This is a genomic window from Pseudomonas sp. dw_612 (assembly GCF_018449725.1).
Classification (GTDB): Bacteria; Pseudomonadota; Gammaproteobacteria; order Pseudomonadales; family Pseudomonadaceae; genus Aquipseudomonas.
Genome location: NZ_JAAVVC010000013.1, coordinates 130,683 through 152,379 on the forward strand (window position 1 = coordinate 130,683; position 21,697 = coordinate 152,379).

The window sequence follows — 21,697 nt, forward strand, 5'->3', positions numbered from 1 at the left end:
GAAACGAGGCTGCGATCTTTTGACTTTGATTTTTTAAAGATCAAGATCAAAAGATCGCAGCCTCGTTTCACTCGACAGCTCCTACATAGCTCCTACATAGTTCCTACAGGGTTATTGGGCGGCTATCAGAACTCGATCCGCACATCCCCCTTCGGCACGCTGCAGCACGACAGGATGTAACCCTCGGCTTCGTCTTCCTCGGTAATCCCGCCGTTGTGGTCCATCTCGACTTCGCCGCCCAACTTCAACACCTTGCAGGTTCCGCAGATCCCCATCCCGCAAGCCTTCGGAATCAGCAGACCCAGCTTGGCAGCAGCGGCGTGGACGGTTTCACCCGGCGCCACACGAATGCTTTTACCGGACGAGATGAATTCGACCTGGTGCAGGTCCGCCAGATCGACTTCCGGTGCGTCTGCGGCTTGTTCGGCTTGTTCCACCGCGTCGGCGCGGGCTTCCGGCGGTGTGGCGCCGAAGGATTCCTCGTGATAACGGGTCATGTCGAAACCGGCCGCTTCGAGCATGCGCTTGACTGCGTTCATGTACGGCGTCGGGCCGCAGCAGAACACTTCGCGCTCCATGAAGTCCGGGGACATCAGTTCGAGCATTTTGTGGTTCAGGTAACCGCGATAACCGGCCCACGGTTCGCCCAGGCCATGCTTCTCGCAGATCAGGTGCAGGCTGAAGTTGTCGATCCGCGACGCCATGTGTTCCAGCTCGCGGTGGTAAATGATGTCTTTGGGCGAGCGGGCGCTGTGGATAAACACCATGTCGACGTTGCCATTGGTGTCGTAGAACCAGCGCGCCATGGACATGACCGGTGTGATACCGACGCCGCCGCTGAGGTACAAAACCTTCGGCGCAGTGAAATCCATGGCGTTGAACAGCCCGACCGGCCCGTGCACCGCCAGCTCCTGACCTTCATGCAAGGTGTCGTGCAGCCAGTTTGAGACCTTGCCGCCCGGTACGCGCTTGATTGTCACCGAAAAGCTGTACGGCACCGACGGCGAACTGGAAATGGTGTAGGAGCGCATGATCGGCACGCCTTCGATTTCCAGCTCCAGGGTCACAAACTGCCCGGGCTTGAAGAAGAACAAAATCGGCTGATCGGCCATAAAACAAAAGGTGCGCACGTCCCAGGTTTCCTGGATGACTTTGACGCAACGGACGGTGTGTCGACCATTGGCCCAGGTCTGGGTGGTTACCGGATTCAGGAAGCTGTTGGACATGCTGTTCTCCACCGCCGATGGTCGGCCTTATGTTGGCGATTCTGCGTATAGCGCGAGCCACCCATTTACCTATCTGCGACATTCACATACTTATCGCGACCAGCCCCCAACTACCGGGGGTTGCGCGTCGGGAACAGATTGGGCCATGTCGCCCATGGATAAGGTTCTGGGCAGCGCCGGCCCCACACTCGCTCCATACCAAGACACATTCTTTACACCCTTGCGTAGCAAACCTGATTAGTCACTTTCGCCGGCCACACAGAATGGCCTTGAGGATCACATCGATGGACGTCACCGCAAAAATCAGCCTGGGCGATCCGCTGGAACCCGCACGCAAGGCCACCGCGCAGATGCTGCAAGAACGCGAGCGCACTTACTCGCTGCCGCAGCCGTTTTACTCTGACGAGCGGCTGTTTGATATCGATATGCAGGAGATCTTCCAGAAAGAGTGGTTGATCGCCGGCATGGCCTGCGAAATCCCGACCAAGGGCAACTACCTGACCCTGCAAGTCGGCAAGAACCCGATCATCGTGATTCGCGGCGCCGAGGGCGTGGTGCATGCGTTCCACAACGTCTGCCGCCACCGTGGCTCGCGTCTGTGCACCAGTGAAAAAGGCAAGGTCGCCAAACTGGTCTGCCATTACCACCAGTGGACGTATGAGCTGGACGGTCGCCTGCTGTTCGCGGGCACCGAGATGGGCGCCGACTTCGACATGAAGCAATATGGCCTCAAACCGGTGAATGTGAAAACCGCTGGCGGCTACATCTTCATCAGCCTGTCGGAGAACCCGCCGGCCATTGATGACTTCCTGTCGACGCTGAACCATTACATGGAACCGTACGACATGGAGAACACCAAGGTGGCGATCCAGACCACGTTGTTTGAAAAGGCCAACTGGAAACTGGTGCTGGAAAACAACCGCGAGTGCTATCACTGCAACGCGTCGCACCCGGAACTGCTGAAAACCCTGCTGGAATGGGACGACGTCACCGACCCGCGCGCCGACCAGGCGTTCAAGGACCACGTTGCCGCGTCCGCCGCCGCGTGGGAAGCCGAGAAGATTCCTTACGCCCACGCCAGTTTCGGCCTGCGTAACCGCATCGTGCGCATGCCGCTGCTCAAGGGCACTGTGTCGATGACCCTGGACGGCAAACAGGGCTGCGCCAAACTCATGGGCCGCATCAAGAACCCGGACCTCGGTTCGATGCGCATCCTGCACCTGCCGCACTCGTGGAACCACTGCATGGGCGACCACATCATCGTCTTCACGGTGTGGCCGATCAGCGCTCAGGAAACCATGGTCACCACCAAGTGGATCGTGCACAAGGACGCGGTTGAAGGCGTCGACTACGACGTGGACCGCATGCGCCAGGTCTGGGATGCGACCAACGACCAGGACCGTCGCCTGGCCGAAGAGAACCAGCGCGGGATCAACTCCACGGCTTACCAGCCAGGGCCTTACTCCAAGACCTATGAGTTTGGCGTGGTGAACTTTGTGGATTGGTACAGCGAGCGGTTGCTGAGCAATTTGGGGGCTGAGCCTGCGCCTTACCTCAAAGGGGTTCCGGTCCAAGGCTAACGTCAAAAGCTTCGCGAGCAAGCCCGCTCCCACAGTTGACCGTGTTGTTCACACAATTTGTGCACGACACAGATCCAATGTGGGAGCGGGCTTGCTCGCGAAAGCGGTTTCACATTCACCCCATCAAATGGAAGACCACCGCACACTCCCATCCTCCCCGATAAACGTCTCCTCGATGTTCTCCCCCACCAATCGCACCTTCACATAACCATTCAACACCCTTAACGGGTACGCCTCGTCCCGCGCATTCTGGGTTTCCGACCACAACACCCGCGAATGCCCATTCAACTCGCTGGCGTTGCCATACGGAATCGCCCCGTGCCCGGCGCAACGCGCATTTAACCGGCCCTGGGCGGCGTAGCAGATGCCGTTGTGCAAATGCCCCCAATACCAGTAATCCGGCTCACGCCCCAAGGCCTCACACACCGTTTTGAACAGCGGCGTGGTGTTGTGCCCGGAGATATCAAAGCCCTGGTGATGGCTGAGCACCATGATCTTCTTGCGCTGGGGCAAGTCTTTCATCCAGGCGATTTGTTCCTTGTTCAGCGTGCCGTCCATGTACAGGTTGATCGCGTCCGAGGCGTAGGCGCTGTCGAGCCCGATCACCAGCCAGTCGTCGTTGTACAACGCGAAATAACTGGTGCCCTGTTGCGTCGGGAAGCGCTTGGCCAATTCCTTGAAGTAGCCGTGGGCGCCGCTGTACATCTCGTGATTGGAATTGAGCGTGAACGAACCGTGCTTGCCCATCGGCCAGCCGACCATGTCGACGTCTTCCTGGGAGTGGGTGCCGGCGTAGTACACGTCCCCCAGGTGAATGGTGAAATCGGCCTGGGCCAGTTGCATCTGGTTGGCCACCGCCACCGCCGGGGCATGGCTGTCGAACGGTCCGGTGCCCCAGTCGCCGGCGATTGCCAGGATCACGTCGCTGTCCATTTTCATCAGCGCCGGCGTGGTGGCAAACGGCGCGTGATGGCGCAGGTTTTCGATCCACTTCAGCAGTGCTTCGCTCCACAGCAAATCCAGCAGTTCCCATTTGCGACAACCGAGCAGACTACCGTCCTTGAGCACCCGGGTTTGCAGGTCGTCGGTGGATTGCGGCAACGGCGTGGCGTTGCCGATGTGCAGGATCGACAAGCCGTGGGACAACTCCCACGGCACGCTCGGTTCATCGTCCGGCAAATCACCGTGTTTGAGCACGTATTGCGCCTGGTCGTGACCGCGTTGCAGCAGCGCGACGATGGCCTCGAACTCCTCCGGCTCCAGCTCGCTGATGAGTTTCTTCCAGGACATTTCCAGTCGCGTGAACAGCCCGTGCAGGCGAACCTTGACCTTGTCGTACTCATGTTCCCAATGACTGACTAATGACATGTTGGCATTCCTCCATCCGTAGTGGGATCACAGGGTTTTCATGAATTCGATGAGCGCCCGTTTTTCGATGTCCGACAGCTGCGTGCCGTACAAATGGCCGCTGTTGTGGTTACCCTCCAGTCGAGTGTCGTATTTGAAATCAGCCGACGCTTTCAACTGCGCCAGGGTGGTGACGAAGCCGACCTTCTCCTGGTCATAGACGTCCGAGCCGGTGACAAACACCTGCGGCCGCTGTTCCGGTGCTTGCAGCAAGTCCCATAGCGTCGGCACCGAACCGTTGTGCAGATACGGCGCGCGCATCCACACGCCATCGGTGGGCGTGTTGCTGTAACTCTGGGTCTTGCGGTACGCGTTGAAGTCGAACGGCGGTTTCTTGAAGCCGTGGAACGCCGCCACCAGACCGGTGGTGAACGAGTCCAGACGATGGGGATCGGTGCCCAGTTCATCGATATTGGTGGTGACCTGCCCGGTGTCGGTGCGGCCAAACTCATGGCAGCCGGCGCAGTTTTTGTCCCACACCGGTTTGCCCTGGGCGACCTTGGCCTGATCCAGCGCCCACGGCCATGCGGGCGGCTTGGTGCCGAGCAACCAATTGGTCACGCGATTGAAGCTTTCCGGCAGCACCGATTCCGGCGTCGCGCCCACGGCCATGGCTGCGGCGTAGTTGCGCTCATGGATATCGTTGTTGTTGCCGTCCCAGTGCAGGTACAGCGACTCCCGGGGTTTCTGGTTCCAGACTTGCGGCAGGTCGACGGTGCCGATGGTCGAATCATCCGGGAAGCCGAACACCACCATTTTCGTCGGGTTGAAGGTGTCGGTGCGCCCTGGTCCTTGGGGCGGCCGCAGTTTCTGCCAGGCGTAGGCTTGTTTCTGCGCGAGCAACGCGCTCTTGGCCATCGGGATGATCAGGTAACGGTTGTACAAGCGCTCGAAAAAGCCGAGCTGAAATTTGCCATTGATCGCGGTCATCACCGCATCGGTGGTGAATTTCGGATCACTGGCGCAATCGTAGGCGAACCACTGGAACGCTTGCAACTGCAAGGTGTTGGCCGGAGCGGTGGCCACCGGCGTGGCGACTTCGCCGGCATTCGCGCGGTAGGAGCCGGTGTGGCACAGGGCGCAGTTTGGCTCGACCGTCGGGTAACCGATCTGCCGCTTGGCCATGCCGATGGGCAGGTCCTTGCCGTTTTCGAAGAGAAAGCCGAAGACTTCGTAGCCACCGGGTTTTGGCAGTTTTTCCGGGCACATCTGCGGCAGCACGGCGAACAGGTAATACGGGATCCGCGCTTCGATACCGAGGCCGATGGCGGCGTATTTGTAGTGGTCTTCGTCGGACGCATATTTCTCCGCCGGCACCACCCGCAGCATCTGGTACCAGGTTTCGTAACCGATAAACCCGAGCAGCAGCACCACGATCAACGTGCCGACCTTGAAGCCGTGGCTCTGCCAGCGCAGCGCCCAACCGGCGCGCCATTCTCGCCAACCGTCGCAGAGCAACGCCAAGGGTCGGGTGGCCGGCGTGGTGCCGAGATACAGCAAAATCCCCAGGATCAGGAACATGCTCAGATCACCGAGGAACATCGGCACGAACACCGTGGCCTGGTTGCTGGTGTTGATCAGGTAGATCCAGAACGCCACGGCAATCAGCCGCGACAGCACGCACAACCAGGAATGCACCACGAACCGCGGCGCGTTGAAGCCCGACGGCATGTAGAACACGCTGATGCCCACCAGCAACATGCCGGCGTTTTCCAGCCACGGATCGGAGAGTTGCGGCGGCAGGCCGAGCATCGACGTCAGCAACGCCGGAGCGAACAGGGCCGGAATCGCGAAGAACATATTCATCACGATGCCTAGCCAGATGAAGCGTTGAAACCAGCGGATGTAACTGTCCATATCATCCATTTCCTTGTGCATGACCCGCGAGGTATAGCGCCTTGTAGATCGCCTTCGCGGGTAAGCCTCGCTCCTACAAAAGCGACGCAAAACCTGTAGGAGCGAGGCTTGCCCGCGAAGGGGTCGCCTCGGTCTACCGCCTAGCCGATAGCAGTTTTCTCCAGGTGTTGCAGGATGATCGGGTACACATCGACCACCGCATCCTTGCCGAACATGCAGTCGATATGGCCATAGCCCGGCACCACTTGCCGACTGTAGCGTTCCGGTCCATGGACCTTGCACACCCGCTCATAGGTCTTGAGCGTGCTTTCCGGCAGGTAGCACTGGTTGTCCGCGCCGCTGATAAAGCAGATCGGCATGCTCAACCGATCGAAGTGCGACATGTAGACGTCTTCACCCTTGAAGTTCACCAGATGCCCTTTGCGCACGATCAGCGCCAGGTGCTCGAAGGTCTGCATGTTCGACTCGCCGAACAGTTCGTGCAGGTTGTCGTGCAGGGTTTCGTTGAGGGTGTCGTGGCGGTACAGCGACGCGTACATGAAGGTGATGCGATGGCACACCGGGTTGGTGCAATAGCCCTGGGCCTCGATCCGCGCGTAACCGTTGAGGGCTTTGTCGTAGAGTTTGTTGAACCAGTTCTCCTTGTTGTCGGCGTAAGCGGTCAGGGATTTGACCCCGATGGCATCGAGCATCCCTGGCAAGTGCAAACCGGCCTTGAGCCCGGTTGCCGTCGCCACCACGGTGTCCGCCGCAATCTGCGAACAAACCACCGAGCGCACGCCTTGCAACCCGGCCAGCAGCGACATGAAGAAGGTCGTTGCGCCGTAGCAATGCACCACGCACTGCACGTCTTTCGCCTGGGTCGCTTGCCGGATCTGCGCGATGGCGGCCTTGAAGTCGTACTGGGCGATCTGGTCGCCATTCCATTCCTTCTTGCTCGCCGGCAGCAGGATGCTCACCCGCAAATCCAGCAGCCACACGTCGTACTCGTGCTTGCACAGGAATTCCAACAGGTTGGTCTGGATCGTGTCGGTGGAGAAAATATTCGAGCCCACGCCCAAACCATGCACCAGCATCACCGGGCCTTTAGTGCCGCCCTGATAGCGGGTCAGGCGCAGTTCGACTGCGTCCTCGGTCTGGAAGAAATGCACGCTCGGCGGTGGCGCATCCAGCGGGCGTTTCAGGCGTGGTGGTGCATCCGGATTGAAGTAGATATCGCCGGCAAACACCCCGCCATAACTCTCCCAGAGAATGCCGGCGAAGAACTTGCCGAACCGCGCCAGGCCTTCAATGCGCTCGCGTTCGTTGCGGGCGTTGAGCACTTTCATGGTGGTCATTTGCTTGGCGAAGTCGGTCGGGTGGATGTGCATCACGCCCGAGCCGATTACCGCGCCGGTTTTGTCCGGCCCGTTGTACAGCGTGACGTAGAGGGTGCTGGTGTCGTGCCAGATATTCAGCACGCCGTTGTCTTCGGGCACGGTTTTGAAGGCGCTGAAGAAATAGTCGTGACCGTCCTCGGCAGTCAGCTTCATGTCGTACTTCATGTGGCGCACGCCGACCTGTTCCTCGAATTGCTCGAACAGGTTGAACACGCCGGTGCTGGCGGTCAGCGGCTGCGGCGACAGGCCCGGCGCGTTCAGTGTGCCGACCAGAGTCGCGGCGTGTTCCGGTTCCTTGATCATGCGATTGAGGTCGTTGGCGGTGATGGTCAGGGTGAACTCGATAGGTGAGTTTTCCGATTCGCCACGGGTGGCGGCTGCTTCGTACAACTTGAGGTCGGTGCCCTGTGCCTGGGTGAAATCCTTGGAGAAGTAGCCCTTCATGGTTTCGGTGAACTGCACGCCGAGGGTCGGCGGCGCCACTTGTTTGCGCGGCGCCGAGGGCAGCGTGTAGTCGATCTGCCAACCGCGATCAGCCGCCAGCAAACCCATGTTGCGCTCGCTCACCGCCGAGATGGTCAGCAGCGGGTTGACCGCCAGGGACGTCGGGATCACCGCGCCGTCGGTCACGTACAACCCGGCGTACACATCGGTGCCGCTGGCACCGCTGAACACCTGGCCCTTGTGGTTGACCACGCCCTGCCCCGCGTCTTCGCCCATCACGCAACCGCCCAGCGGGTGGACCGAAACGATGCTGTGCTTGAGCAATTGGGTCCAGATCGGATTCTCGACCCAGATCCCGCCCAACGCTTTGGTGCTCAGGTGCAGACGCTCGTTGCCGAGCTTGACGTTTTCCTGCTCGCCGACACCCGGCCAGTCGATGCGCAGTTGATCCTTGCTGTCGAGCACCATGCGGCCCTTGCCGTCGTCGTGGCTCATGATCAAGTACGTCTGCATGTTGTGCAGCGCGCCGTAATACGGGCCGCGCAGGAAGCTTTCGGCTTCGCGCTCCTTGTATTTCAGCTTGCCGGTGAAGCTGTCGTCCGTCGGTTGACCTATCAGCTCGGCAAACCCGGCCATGCTCGGCACCATCGGCCGCCCGAGGGCGCCGGGGATCGAGCCCTCTTCGATGACCATGCGGCTGCGCCAGTCGCCTTCGGTGCGCATATCGATGATCGAGGTGATGCACGGGCCGACCGGGTGCAGTTCCTTGGCCGGGTGCGCGCCGAAACCGATGCCGTTAATCGGTTGTTCGCAGTTGTGGCCGAAACCGAGGATGTCGCCGTTGCCGCTCATGTTTTCGCCGAGCTGGTTGGACGTGGACAAACCTTTGTCCCGGGAGCGCAGGAGGATTTCCGTGGATCCCAAGGTGCCGGCGGATACCACCACAATGTCAGCTTTGACGAACAACGTCGGCGCCGAGAACATCTCGCGGCCGCTGTCCAGGTACTGAAAGTGCACGATCCAGCCATCGCCGTCACGCTCCAGATGCCGCACCTCGGCCTGGCAGAAAATCTCCGCGCCGTGGTTCCAGGCGTCCGGCAAATAGTTCATCAACGTGGTGTTCTTGGCCTTGTTGTTACAGCCCGACACGCAGTCGCCGCAGTTATTGCAGGGCAACTGCTCAACGCCAACGTGGTTGAGATTGTTCGGTAACTTGTCGAAGGTCACGTTGATTGGCGGCCGGTAAAAGTGCGCGCCTTGCTTCAGGTATTCCGCTGACTTCTTGTTGGCTTCAAGTTTCGGCAACACCGGCGAAGTGCTGGGATACGGCATCGGTTTGAGCATTTCCCGGGCCCGGGCGTAACCGTCCTTGAGTAAGGTGTCGCGGTGTTCACGCACCGCGAGTGGCCAGCGCGGATCGTCGAACACGCCGGGTTCCGGTTCCAGGGCGACGTTGGCGTTGATCAGCGACGTCCCGCCCAAACCGCAGCCGACCACCACGTTCTGCTGGGCGTTGACGTGCAGGTCGAACAACCCGGTGCGCGAGCCGATGTGGCCGTCCGGGTCATGCACCTGCAATTCCTCGGTGGCCGCGATCATGGTGTTGGGGTACTCGCCGGGCTGCATCTCCCGGCCCCGCTCCAGCAGGCAAACCCGCTTGCCGGCCCGGGACAGGCGCGAAGCCGCGATCCCGCCGCCATAGCCGGAGCCGATGACGATCACGTCGTAATGTTCCTTGATGTCGCTGATGGGCGTTGCGATCCGGGTCATGGGTCTTTCCCTCTATCAGGCTGGTGGGCAACTCTGCGGTTGCCTGCGATCAATGGACGAACGAACACGTGCCCACCGAGCGAACCCGGCGACAGCAAGCTGTATCAGTGGAAGGAGTTGGCGCTATAGACGCGCACGCTGATTGGTGGCCCGCCGATGGATTCGCTTTCGCAGCGAAGTCGCGGCGGCCGGGACGCAGGTCGTACAGGGAATGGGGTGCGAGCGGTGGGGCTGACTATCCATCACGCGTTCTCCCTGAACCAGATGTGGATAAGTGACGGCTGTCCTTTTGTAACTGGTTAGTGAAGACACGCGACAGATTGAAGTCAAGGACGTGCCTTAGAGCTGTATGAAATCTGATCTATTGCGTTTGGGCCTATGCAGGGCGCGGCTTGCAGGGTTTAGCGAACAAGTTATCCACACCTCCACCCACAGCTAATGGGGACAACTGTGGGTGTTTGCGGAATGGTGCTGATAAATAATGAAGAAAAACCGTGACTTATCCAGAAGCACGGTTTGCAGGAGTGATTGGGTGTTTTTTGATCAGATGCTTGTAAGGCACGGTTTGTATGGGCTGTAGAGGATGGCGAACACCTTATCCACAGAAGCGCCAACAGACTTTGGGGGCAACTTTATGGGATCTGTGGAAAACCGTGGAAAGCCGTGATTAATCGGGCTTTGCGAGGGGTTTGATGGGTTAAAACGGCGATTTGAGCGTTTTTTGATCAGGCGCTTGTAAGGCCCGTTTTATATGGCCTGTAGCGGACAGCGAACATCTTATCCACAGAAGCGCCAACAGAGATTGGGGGCAAGTATTAAAGTTGTTCTCGGAAAAAAGCTCGAAAAAACCGCAGGTTAGGCTGGTTGTTTTTTGTACGAAGGGTCGCAGGGCTTGGTTTGTATGGGGTGTAGCGAGGGGTGAACATGTTATCCACAGAAGTGATAACAGGGATTGTGGGTAACATCAGGATATGTGCGTGGCTTAGGATCGCCCCCTCACCCTAACCCTCTCCCCAGAGGGGCGAGGGGACTGACCGAGTTGTTCTTGGAGCTGCATCGACCTGAAAAAACCCAAGTCGAACTCAGGATTTGAACAGCTTGAAGATCGGCTCCCTTTCCCCCTCTTCCCTATGGGGAGAGGGCTGGGGTGAGGGGTGGATTTCGAGCCAAACACAAAATAAGCGCACCACGCCTCACGGCCGATACATCAGATAAGCCTCCCCCGTCACCCGAATCATCGGATGCGGCGTGATCTGGCAGGTATCCACAATCCGAAACCCATGCCGTTCATAAAATCGCCGGGCGCCGGTGTTGGCGGCGTAGTCGATCAGGCTCAAGCCATTGAGTCCCAACTGATTGGCGCGGTCATAGGCGTAGGCGAGAAATTGCTGGCCCAGGCCCTGATTGCGCCAGCCCTCGTGCAGGGCCAGGCTCGAGATATACAGGGTGTCGGGGATTTCCATCGTGGCATACGGCGCCAGCACCGGATCGGTCACGGGCGCCGCCAGCGGATCGTGGCGCATCACGTAGCTGTGCAGCATGCCGACGACCTGGTCCTCGGCCTGCGCGATCAGGCAGTTCTGGTACGAGAAGTCCACGTCGTCGCGGGCGTAGCGACTGGCCCCGACATCCAGTAAATCCTGACCGGGTTGTGCCAATTGGCTCCAGATGTAATCCGCCGCGCCTTCTGATGAAATCTGAAACAAGCGAGCAATCTCCCGCGCATCCGCGCGCAGGGCCGAACGAAATTCCACTGCCATTGTTTTCCCCTGTGGGAGCGGGCTTGCTCGCGAAAGCGGTGTGTCAGTCGCTATTTATGTCGCCTGACACTCAGCCTTCGCGAGCAAGCCCGCTCCCACATTTTTAAGATGTGTGCGGGTTATCCGTTAACGAACCACGCCTTCTTCGATCAGCAACTTGAGAATGGCCTCAGCCCCCGCTTGCGCCGTCACGCCTTTGAGCACCTGACCACCACCGCCACTGGCCTTCGCCGTCGCGGCTTTCATACGATCGGCGCCGCTCTTGGCCTTGATCACTTTCAAGCGTTTAGGCCGTGGCTTGGCCGGTTGCAGCGTGGCGACTGCCAGCAATTCATCGTCGATGACTTCGACTTCATCCGCCTGCAACACCCCACGCCGGGCCGGGCCGTAGGCGCTCTGCCGAGGTTTCGGCGCGGCGTTATCCACAGTCGCCAGAAACGGCAGCCGCACTTTCAAGCGACGGCGTTGACCGCGAGGCAATGCTTGCAGCACCAGGGCCGAGTTGCCGTCGATGGATTCGACCTGCGCCAACCCCACCACCAGCGGCCAGCCGAGGCTTTCCGCCAGCAGGAACGGCAACATGCCCGAGCCTTCGCCGGTTTCCGCCTGGCTGCCGGTCAGCACGACCTGTGCGCCGGCGTCGCGCAAATAAGCGGTCAACGCGGGTAACGCATCGGCGCCCGACGGTTGTTCCAGCACATGCAGCTGTTCCAGACCCATGCCCAGATAGGCCCGCAGCGCCGGTTCCGCGACGTCGCCGGCATGCAGCACTTGCAGGTTATCCCCAGCCAGTTGCAGGCCCAGTTCCACGGCGCGCGCGTCCTGCTCGGCACGGCGGGGCCGGCCGGAGGTCGGGTGGGCGCCGATGGACACCAGGCTGATGACGTTCGTACTCATGACCCTTTCCTTCCCTTAAGCCGCATCGCGCTTGGCCTCGTTGCGATAAGCCGCTATCGCATCGATCAAGGCTTGAAGAATCTCGGCGCTCTCGCCGATCACCGACAGGTCGGCCCGTTTGATCATGTCGCAGCCAGGGTCGAGGTTGATCGCCACCACCTTGTCGCAGGCTCCGATGCCTTGCAGGTGCTGGATCGCCCCGGAAATCCCCACGGCCACATAAACCCGTGCGGTGACCCAGGTGCCGGAAGCGCCGACCTGACGGTCGCGGGCCATGAAGCCATCGTCCACCGCCACCCGGGATGCGCCTTCGGTGGCGCCCAACGCTTCGGCAGTCCTGTGGAAAAGTCCCCAATCCTTGACCCCGTTGCCGCCGGAGAAGATGAATTCGGCTTCGGCCATTGGAATCGCCGCCGGATCCACCGCCACCGCGCCCAAATCCTCGATACGCGACAGACTGCGCGCTACGCCTGTGGATAACTCCACCGGCAAGGCTTCGTGACGGGTTTCGCTGACCGGTTCGGCGCACTCGACGGCGGCCAGAATCAGGCGCGCCACCGGGCGCGCGAGGTCCTGCAAGCCAGCACCGGCGCGGCCGATGCATTCCTGATCCTTGACCTGCCAGACCCGCGTGGCCGGGCGTTCGCCGAGTGCAGCGGCAAAGCGTCGACCCAGTTCGCCACCGCCGCTGCGACTGTCCGGCAGCAACCAGTGACGCGGGTTGAACTGGTTATCCACAGCCCGCAGGCCCTGGACTCGTTGTTCCGGTGCATAACCGCTGAATGCTTCGCCCTCCAGTACCAGCAAGCGATCGACGCCCGCCGTGGCGAAGGCATTTTCCTTGTGATCGCCGAAGACCACGGCCAACACCGCGCCGTCCTTGCCGGCCAGTTGATGAGCCAGGCCGAGCAAGTCGCGGTCGTGGCTGCTCAAGCGGCCGCCGACCATGTCCGGCACCACGCTGATGTAGAACGCCGGAGCCGGCACTTGATGCAGCGGCAATTGCACTTCAACGGCGGCCGAACGTTTGCTCGCCCCGCCCTGCTGCGCGCCACTGCGGTCGATACGCTTAATGCCGTTGGGGCCGATAAAACCGATGCCGTGCAGGTTCTTGCGGATGACGCCATTCGGCCCCATCCAGCTGTGTTGCGCCGGTTGCATCGCCGCGTGCAGCGGGTGCAAGCGGTTACGGGCAATCCATTCAGCGCGGGGGTCGCGGCGGATAATGTCGCTCATCAGTGGGCCTCCGCAGGTTCACGTTTGGCCGGGGTGTTTGGCTTGCTCGGCGCAGCGTCTTCGAGCAATGCGTCGGCCACCAGTTCGGCAATGTCCTTGATCAACGGACGGGGTTCGACCACGCCTTCAAGCATCGCGGTGCATTGCGGGCAACCCACGGCCACCAGTTCGGCGCCGGTTTCGCGGATGTCGTCCATGCGCATATCGGGGATCCGTTGCTTGCCCGGAATGTCGGTGATCGGCGCGCCGCCACCGCCGCCGCAGCAGCGCGAACGGAAACCGGAGCGTTGCATTTCCTTCACTTCGATGCCGAGGGCACGCAGCACTTCGCGCGGCGCCTCGTATTCGCCGTTGTAGCGACCGAGGTAGCACGGATCGTGATAGGTCACGCTGGTGCCTTTGTGCTGACTGAGGTTCAGCGCACCGGCACCGATGATTTCCGCCATATAGGTGCTGTGGTGCTGCACCAGGTAGTGGCCGTCGAAGGCGCCGTACTCGTTTTTCAGCACGTGGAAGCTGTGCGGGTCGCAGGTGACGATGCGGTTGAAGCTGTATTTGGCCAGGGTCTGGATATTGCGTTTGGCCAACAGTTGGAACGTTGCTTCGTCGCCCAGGCGTCGTGCCACGTCGCCGCTGTCGCGCTCTTCAAGTCCGAGTACCGCGAAGTCGACCTTGGCCGCTTTCAGCACTTTGACGAAGGCGCGCAAGGTGCGCTGGTTGCGCATGTCGAAAGCACCGTCGCCGACCCAGAACAGCACGTCGACAGACTTCTTCTCGCTCATCAGATTCAGGTTCAGATCCGCCGCCCAGTTCATCCGCCCGCCCGGCGCAAAGCCGCCCGGGTTGTCGGTGGCGATCAGGTTTTCCAGGACTTCGGCGCCCTTGTTTGGCGTGGCGCCAAGTTCCAGAGTCAGATGGCGGCGCATGTCGACGATGGCATCGACGTGCTCGATCATCATCGGGCATTCCTCGACGCAGGCGCGGCAGGTGGTGCAGGACCACAAGGTTTCAGCGTCCACCAGACCGTTGACGATCGGTTGATGCGGGTTGCCAGCGTGCTCGCCGATGGCTTTGCCCGGATACGGGCTGCCGGCGAATTTGGCGTCGGTGCCGCCAGCGAGGCCGACCACCATGTCTTGAATCAGTTTTTTCGGGTTCAGCGGTTGGCCGGCAGCGAACGCCGGGCACGCCGCTTCGCATTTACCGCACTGCACGCAGGCGTCGAAACCGAGCAGTTGGTTCCAGGTGAAATCCTTGGGTTTTTCCACGCCCAGCGGCGCGTTTGGATCGTTCAGATCCAGCGGTTTCAAACCAGTGGAGCGGCCGCCACCAAAGCGTTCGGCGCGACGGTGCCAGGCCAGGTGCAAGGCACCGGCGAAGGCGTGCTTCATCGGCCCGCCCCAGGTCATGCCGAAGAACAACTCGCTAACGCCCCACAGCACACCGACGCCGAGGATCGCCGCGACGACCCAGCCACCGAAGTTTTCCGGAAGGATGCCGGCGACCGGCAGGGTCAACAGGAAGAAGCTCGCCGAGAACGCCAAGAGGCTTTTCGGCAGACGCATCCATGGCCCTTTGGACAGGCGAGCCGGTGGGTTGCGACGGCGCAAGAACATGAAGATTGCACCGACGAACATCACCGCCGAGGCAATCAACAGGGCAACACCGAGAATGCGATTGTGCAGGCCGAAACCGTGAACCAGGATCGCCAGCACAATCGACGCCACCGCACCGCCAGCCGTGGCGACGTGAGTGTTGGCGATGTATTTGTCCCGCGCCACCACATGGTGCAAGTCGACCATGTAGCGCTTGGGCATGGCCAGCAGGCCGCCGATCAGGTCGACCTTCGAGGCACGGCCCCGGCGCCACATAGCCACCCGCCGCAACGCGCCAAGGACAGCAAGTCCGGTGGCTGCGAACAGCAGGATTGGAAGAAGGGTGTTCAACATGTGGAGCTCCCAAAGACCGCAGGGTCTTGCAGGCCAAACTACCTGGATGCCTTGCTCGATCCCTGTGGGAGCGGGCTTGCTCGCGAAAGCGGTGGGTCAGTCGACATCAATGGCGGCTGACAGATTGCATTCGCGAGCAAGCCCGCTCCCACAGGGTTATCCACAAGCTCTTAGAAATCCTTGCACAACCGCAGGGCGTCGTAGATCGCCGCGTGTGTGTTGCGCTGGGCCACGCAGTCGCCGATGCGGAACAGCAAGTAGCCGTCACCCGGTTGGCTCAGCGATGGCTGCGGCTTGATCGCGAACAAGGCTTCGATGTCCATCTGGCCCTTGTTGCGCGACGCTTCCTTCAGCGCGTAGTAGATTTCTTCGTCCGGACGCACGCCGTTTTCGACGACGACCTGGTCCACCACCCGCTCCTCTTTGGCGCCGGTGTATTCGTTTTCCAGCACCGCCACCAGTTTGTCGCCTTCGCGGTAGACCTTCTCCAGCATCATGTCGCCGGTCATGATCACTTCTTTCGGGTACATGCTGCGGTAGTAGGTCGGGAACGATGTGCCGCCAATCGCCACGCCCGGCTTGATGTCGTCGGTGACGATCTCGACCTGGCTGCCCTTGTCGGCGAGGAAGTCCGCCGTCGACATCCCGGTGAATTCGCAAATGGTGTCGTAGACCAGCACGTTCTTGCCCGGCGCAACCTTGCCGTCAAGGATGTCCCAACTGCTGACCACCAGGCCTTCCGCCGCGCCCCAGTGTTCGTTCTGCTCCAGGAATGGATGACCGCCAACGGCGAGCACCACCACGTCCGGACGTAGGTCGAGAATGGTCGCCGCATCGGCGGCCACGCCCAGGCGCAGGTCGACTTTCAACCTCGCTAGCTCAAGCTGGAACCAGCGCGTGATACCAGCGATCTGGTCCCGTTGCGGGGCTTTCGACGCAGTGGTGATCTGCCCGCCGATGAATTCTTTCTTCTCGAACAGGGTCACGTCGTGGCCACGTTCGGCGGAGACGCGAGCGGCTTCCATCCCCGCAGGACCGGCACCGACCACCACGACTTTGCGTTTCACACCGGTCGATTTCTCGATGATGTGCGGCACGCCCATGTATTCACGGGAGGTCGCGGCGTTCTGGATGCACAGCACGTCCAGGCCTTGGTACTGACGGTCGATGCAATAGTTGGCGCCGACGCATTGTTTGATCTGGTCAACCTGGCCCATTTTGATCTTGGCGATCAAGTGCGGGTCGGCGATGTGGGCACGGGTCATGCCGACCATGTCCACGTAGCCGCCTTCCAGAATACGGGTCGCCTGGTTCGGGTCCTTGATGTTCTGCGCGTGCAGCACCGGGGCCTTCACCACTTCCTTGATACCGGCCGCCAAGTGCAGGAACGGCTCCGGTGGATAACTCATGTTGGGGATAACGTTGGCCAGGGTGTTGTGGGTGTCGCAACCCGAACCAACCACTCCGATGAAGTCGATCATGCCGGTGTCGTCGTAGTACTTGGCGATCTGTTTCATGTCTTCGTGGGACAAGCCGTCCGGGTGGAACTCGTCACCGCACAGACGGATGCCAACGCAGAAATCCGGGCCGACTTCCGCGCGCACAGCCTTCAATACTTCCAGGCCGAAACGCATGCGGTTTTCGAAGCTGCCGCCCCATTCGTCGGTGCGTTTGTTGACCCGTGGGCTCCAGAACTGGTCGATCATGTGCTGGTGCACTGCCGACAGTTCAACGCCATCGAGGCCACCGGCCTTGGCCCGCGCGGCGGCGCTGGCGTAGTTGCCGATCACCCGCCAGATTTCTTCCGGCTCGATGGTTTTGCAGGTCGCGCGGTGCACCGGTTCACGGATGCCCGACGGCGACAGCAGGGTTGGCCAATGCTCGCCGTCCCAACGCGAGCGTCGGCCCATGTGAGTAATCTGGATCATGATCTTGGCGCCATGCTTGTGCATGGCATCGGCCAGGTTCTGGAAGTGCGGAATGATCCGGTCGTCGGCCAGGTTGACCGATTTCCACCAGCCTTGCGGGCTGTCGATGGCCACGCTGGAGGAACCGCCGCAAATCGCCAGGCCGATCCCGCCCTTGGCTTTCTCTTCGTAATACTTGACGTACCGGTCGGTGGTCATGCCGCCGTCGGTGGCATACACCTCGGCGTGCGCGGTGCTGAGCACGCGGTTGCGGATGGTCAGTTTGCCGATCTGGATCGGCTGGAACATTGCTTCGAAAGCCATGGCGGGATCCTCGACTTACAACGGCTTGACGGTGAACAGGCCGTCGTCGTGGCCTTCTTCGGAGCCACCGTAGACTTGCTCGGCAACGGTGCGAATCTTGCTGCCACGAGCCTCAAGAATCTGGTCCATGGCCCCGGCAAACCAACCGGTGAACATGTAGTCGACCTTGCGCCCGACCTTGCCGTACACGTAGACGAACGCCGAGTGTTCGAGCTTGACGCTGGCGGTGCCTTTGTCGAGGTCGATGTCCTGGATCTTGAACAGGCCCCAGCCACGTTGCGACAGGCGCTTCATGTAGTGCTCGAACACCGCGACGCCTTCCAGGCCGTGGCATTCGGCTTCTTTTTCACACCAGTGCCAGGCGGATTTGTAGCCGGCCTTGTAGAGAATCTCGGCATAGGCGTCAACGCCCAAAACCTCTTCGATGCCCATGTGGTTGTTGACGAAGAAGTGACGCGGTACGTAGAGCATCGGCAGGGCGTCGGAGGTCCAGACACCGGTTTCGCTGTCGACTTCGATTGGCAATTGCGGGGCGATCTTGGCCATGGAAACTTAACTCCAGAAAAATTCGTTATGTTGGTGTGCCGTAGCATCCGTAGCAGCTGCCGAGGCACGAGGCTGCGTTGGGCTGCGAAGCGGCCCCCGAGGGCGGTCCTGCGGACCGCAACGCAGCCTCGTGCCTCGGCAGCTGCTACAACAGGAATCGTTGTGTAACCCGGGCTTATTCGCCCCAGACGTCCTTGAGGACGTTGACCCAGTTCTCGCCCATGATCTTGCGCACGACTCGCTCGGAGTGGCCGCGCTTGAGCAGGGTTTCGGTCAGGTTCGGGAACTCGCCGACGGTGCGGATGCCCAGCGGGTTGATGATCTTGCCGAAGCTGGTCAGACGGCGGGCGTAGCCCTTGTCATGGGTCAGGTATTCGAAGAAGTCCTGGCCATGGCCCTGGGTGAAGTCGGTGCCGATGCCGATAGCGTCTTCGCCAACGATGTTCATGGTGTATTCGATGGCTTCGGCGTAGTCGTCGATGGTCGAATCGATGCCCTTGGCCAGGAACGGCGCGAACATGGTCACGCCGACGAAACCGCCGTGATCGGCGATGAACTTCAGTTCTTCATCGGATTTGTTGCGCGGGTGGATTTTCAGACCCGACGGCAGGCAGTGGGAGTAGCAGACCGGTTTCTTGGATTCGAGGATGACTTCTTCGGAGGTCTTCGAACCGACGTGGGACAAGTCACACATGACACCGACACGGTTCATCTCGGCGACGATTTCACGACCGAAGCCCGACAGGCCGCCGTCGCGCTCGTAGCAACCGGTGCCGACCAGGTTCTGGGTGTTGTAGCACATCTGCACAATACCGACGCCGAGTTGCTTGAACACCTCGACATAGCCGATCTGGTCTTCAAAGGCGTGGGCATTCTGGAAGCCGAACAGGATGCCGGTCTTGCCCTGCTCCTTGGCCTTGCGGATATCGGCGGTGGTGCGCACCGGAATCACCAGGTCGCTGTTCTCGCGGATCAGCTTCTGGCTGGCGGCGATGTTATTGACGGTGGCCTGGAAGCCCTCCCACACCGACACGGTGCAGTTGGCCGCGGTCAGACCGCCCTTGCGCATGTCTTCAAACAGCTCGCGGTTCCACTTGGCGATAATCAGCCCGTCGATAACGATGCTGTCGGCGTGCAATTCGGCTGGGCTCATCAGGCTGTCCCCTATTAGCGATTCATGCGCCGAATCGTGTGCCGGCGCTTTGGGGCCAGCATATGCCTGAGGACCGGGGCAGCCGGGTGCAAAAACGACAGGGGGTTTGCCGAAAGCGTCAATCTGCGACAAAGGGTCGTTGTCGGGCCATCTGTTCAGCGTTGCCGCCATCGCATGCTCTATTGCGTTGCAGCCACGCGCGCCTCCAGAATCACGCAGCGTTCAGGGACAAATTCAGTCGAACAGGAGTTGATCAATGCATCGTTTTACGGTTTGGCGTTACCTTTCGTTGGAAAAATTCGAATGGCTGCTGGCTGATAACGGTTTGTATTTCAGTCGTGCTGATCAGCAGGAGGATCCAGATGAGGGGGGCTACCACGAAAAGCAGATGATCGCCGATTTGAATTCAGCGACGGAAGATAAGTATCTGAAAGAAAACGTTGTCATGCGGCATCGGAACATCCGTGAGCTCAATCGCAGAACGACTTATCTCAGCTGCTGGCATAAGAACTCACAGGAAAATCAAGCCATGTGGGATAAATTCGCCCCTGAAGGCGCTGATGTGGTCATTCAGTCCAATCTAATGTATCTGATTACGCAAATTCCCAAGGGGCTAACAGAGGTCATCACCCCCGATGACTGCGACTATGACAAAAGCAAAGCAGGCGTCGGCAACCAGCGCAACTTCAAATTCAAAGACGAAAAATACGCGCCGGAAAATGAGTTTCGCCTCTACATAGACTCCGGCACCCTGTATTACAAAACCAACATCAGATTCGATAACGCATTGATGGTTGAAGTTGGCAATCAAACGGCCTACGCCGCCGACTACTCGGATAACGTGACAGCCCCGGGCACCATTTTTAAAAAAAACGAATACGGGTTGGTCGTCGCTTACAATCTGCAACGACTGATCAACAGCGTGCACACATCACCCAATGCCACCGAGGCACAGAAAAACCACATCAGGCAGCTTTTGCATAAGGCGGGCCTGGACATTCCAGTGGTCTCTTCCTCGCTCCAGGCAAACCCAATAGCGTAAGCAAACCAGCGCCCGTTGATATGCCATCAGGCCTCTGTTTTTTGCTCGACTGCTGAGCGAGAATCGGCGCGCCTCTTCAAAACGCCGTATGGGAAGGAAATCGCAGATGAAATCAATGTTATGCCTCGCCGCCCTGCTGGTGCTGTCCTTCGGCGCTCATGCGGCTGAAGACGACAGTTCGCCCTGCGACGCGGTCGAAAACGACGTCCAGACCCTGGAATGTTCGGCCTATAGCAGAACCACCGCCGAACAACTGCTCAAAGACAACTACCAGGGCCTGAATGAACGCCTGCAAACCGTTTACGGCAAAAACAAGGCGCAACTGAGCGACATCACGGAAAAGCTCAAGGTTGCCCAGCAGCAATGGCTCAAGACACGTGATGCGGATTGCGCGGTGGAAGCGTTTCCGGCGACGAGCGGTAGCAAGGCGTTCACGATTGCGCAGAATGATTGTGTGGCGCGGATGAGTGATGAGCGGTCGGAGTTTTTGGAGTCGATTTCGCAGGAGTGAGGCTGTAATGGAAAACAATCTGATCCCCCATGAAGTAGTCATCCGTATCTTCGACGGCGCGCTCCCGGTTCAGGCCTGGCGCGAATACCTGAACCTTACTCAGGATGAAGTTGCCGAACGCATGGGTGTTTCACAATCGGCTTTTGCCGAGCTAGAACGCGTTTCGAAGCCCCGCAAGCAAACCCGCGTGAAGATTGCCGCAGCATTTGGCATCAACGCCGATCAGCTTGAGCTGTAAGCTGCACGCCATCAGCCAGTGAAGGAACTCCAATGAACATCTGCGGCATCGAAATCAAAGGCAGCGAAGCGATCATCGCCGTGGCCTCTCTCGACGGTCAGGCCCTGAGCCACGTCGCCCTGGCCACCAAGAAAATCGCCCTGGACGATGACGACGAGGCTGCCAACGTCAAGGTCTTCGCCGCTCAGGTTGCATCGTTTGTGCGTGAGAATTCCATTGACCGGATTGCGATCAAGAAGCGCAGCAAGAAGGGTGAGTTTGCCGGCGGGCCGACGACGTTCAAGATCGAAGGGATTTTTCAGTTGCTGGAGAATTGCGAGGTGACGCTGTTGTCGCCGCAGACGATCAATGCCCAGGCCAAGAAGCACAACTTCGAACTGCCGGGGACGCTGAACAAATATCAGCATGAGGCGTACAAGGCGGCGTGTTCTGCTTTGGTTAAAAGCAACTAAATCGTTCAGCACTCACAAG

General features: G+C 59.9%; 15 protein-coding genes and 1 pseudogene. 5 read left to right on the plus strand and 11 right to left on the minus strand.

What is annotated here, in order from left to right; translation table 11 throughout:
• Positions 1-125 precede the first annotated feature (125 nt).
• Entirely contained in the window at positions 126-1,226 is a 1,101-nt protein-coding gene (gene gbcB / locus HB680_RS20125) for a hybrid-cluster NAD(P)-dependent oxidoreductase (RefSeq protein ID WP_213940270.1), read from the minus strand.
• Between the two features lie 284 nt (positions 1,227-1,510).
• On the opposite strand from gbcB, the gene gbcA reads away from it, so the two are divergent.
• Entirely contained in the window at positions 1,511-2,806 is a 1,296-nt protein-coding gene (gene gbcA, locus HB680_RS20130) for an aromatic ring-hydroxylating dioxygenase subunit alpha (RefSeq protein WP_213940271.1), read from the plus strand.
• A 123-nt stretch (positions 2,807-2,929) separates the two neighbouring features.
• Here gbcA and HB680_RS20135 read toward each other — a convergent pair whose 3' ends face one another.
• The 10 genes from HB680_RS20135 to HB680_RS20180 all read right to left on the minus strand — a co-directional run bounded on the left by HB680_RS20135 (position 2,930) and on the right by HB680_RS20180 (position 19,435).
• On the minus strand, positions 2,930-4,174 hold the full coding sequence (locus tag HB680_RS20135) for a metallophosphoesterase (protein WP_213940272.1): 1,245 nt from the start codon (positions 4,172-4,174) through the stop codon (positions 2,930-2,932).
• A 27-nt stretch (positions 4,175-4,201) separates the two neighbouring features.
• Complete coding sequence (locus tag HB680_RS20140; protein ID WP_213940273.1) at positions 4,202-6,070, minus strand: hypothetical protein; 1,869 nt, start codon at positions 6,068-6,070, stop codon at positions 4,202-4,204.
• 140 nt (positions 6,071-6,210) lie between these two features.
• Positions 6,211-9,663: an alpha/beta fold hydrolase gene (locus tag HB680_RS20145; protein ID WP_213940274.1), complete on the minus strand. Its 3,453-nt coding sequence runs from the start codon at positions 9,661-9,663 to the stop codon at positions 6,211-6,213.
• Positions 9,664-10,856: 1,193 nt separating this feature from the next.
• Positions 10,857-11,423: a GNAT family N-acetyltransferase gene (locus tag HB680_RS20150; protein ID WP_213940275.1), complete on the minus strand. Its 567-nt coding sequence runs from the start codon at positions 11,421-11,423 to the stop codon at positions 10,857-10,859.
• A gap of 126 nt (positions 11,424-11,549) precedes the next feature.
• On the minus strand, positions 11,550-12,320 hold the full coding sequence (locus tag HB680_RS20155; protein ID WP_213940276.1) for an electron transfer flavoprotein subunit beta: 771 nt from the start codon (positions 12,318-12,320) through the stop codon (positions 11,550-11,552).
• Between the two features lie 15 nt (positions 12,321-12,335).
• Positions 12,336-13,556, minus strand: coding sequence for an electron transfer flavoprotein subunit alpha/FixB family protein (locus HB680_RS20160; protein ID WP_213940277.1), 1,221 nt, complete (start codon positions 13,554-13,556; stop codon positions 12,336-12,338).
• Complete coding sequence (gene dgcB / locus HB680_RS20165) at positions 13,556-15,505, minus strand: (Fe-S)-binding protein (RefSeq protein ID WP_213940278.1); 1,950 nt, start codon at positions 15,503-15,505, stop codon at positions 13,556-13,558. Before dgcB ends, HB680_RS20160 begins: the two co-directional genes overlap by 1 nt.
• A 170-nt stretch (positions 15,506-15,675) precedes the next feature.
• A complete protein-coding gene (dgcA, locus tag HB680_RS20170) occupies positions 15,676-17,736 on the minus strand; it encodes an NADH:flavin oxidoreductase (RefSeq protein ID WP_213940279.1) in 2,061 nt (686 codons plus the stop codon).
• A gap of 15 nt (positions 17,737-17,751) precedes the next feature.
• Positions 17,752-18,282: a DUF5943 domain-containing protein gene (locus HB680_RS20175; RefSeq protein ID WP_213940280.1), complete on the minus strand. Its 531-nt coding sequence runs from the start codon at positions 18,280-18,282 to the stop codon at positions 17,752-17,754.
• A gap of 175 nt (positions 18,283-18,457) precedes the next feature.
• Positions 18,458-19,435, minus strand: a complete 978-nt coding sequence (locus HB680_RS20180) for a dipeptidase (RefSeq protein ID WP_008033250.1) — start codon at positions 19,433-19,435, stop codon at positions 18,458-18,460.
• A gap of 256 nt (positions 19,436-19,691) precedes the next feature.
• Between HB680_RS20180 and HB680_RS20185 the strand changes: the two genes are divergently transcribed.
• From HB680_RS20185 to HB680_RS20200, 4 genes and pseudogenes are all read left to right on the plus strand, one after another.
• Positions 19,692-20,477 (plus strand): hypothetical protein, encoded by a 786-nt coding sequence (locus tag HB680_RS20185; protein WP_213940281.1) that lies wholly within the window; start codon positions 19,692-19,694, stop codon positions 20,475-20,477.
• Positions 20,478-20,583: 106 nt separating this feature from the next.
• The gene (locus HB680_RS20190; RefSeq protein ID WP_213940282.1) at positions 20,584-20,988 is read left to right on the plus strand and encodes a lysozyme inhibitor LprI family protein; all 405 of its coding nucleotides are present in this window, start codon (positions 20,584-20,586) and stop codon (positions 20,986-20,988) included.
• Between the two features lie 7 nt (positions 20,989-20,995).
• Positions 20,996-21,226 (plus strand): annotated as a pseudogene (locus tag HB680_RS20195) (helix-turn-helix transcriptional regulator); the annotation flags it as partial.
• Positions 21,227-21,258: 32 nt separating this feature from the next.
• Positions 21,259-21,678, plus strand: a complete 420-nt coding sequence (locus HB680_RS20200; protein ID WP_213940284.1) for a DUF3010 family protein — start codon at positions 21,259-21,261, stop codon at positions 21,676-21,678.
• Positions 21,679-21,697: the final 19 nt, after the last annotated feature.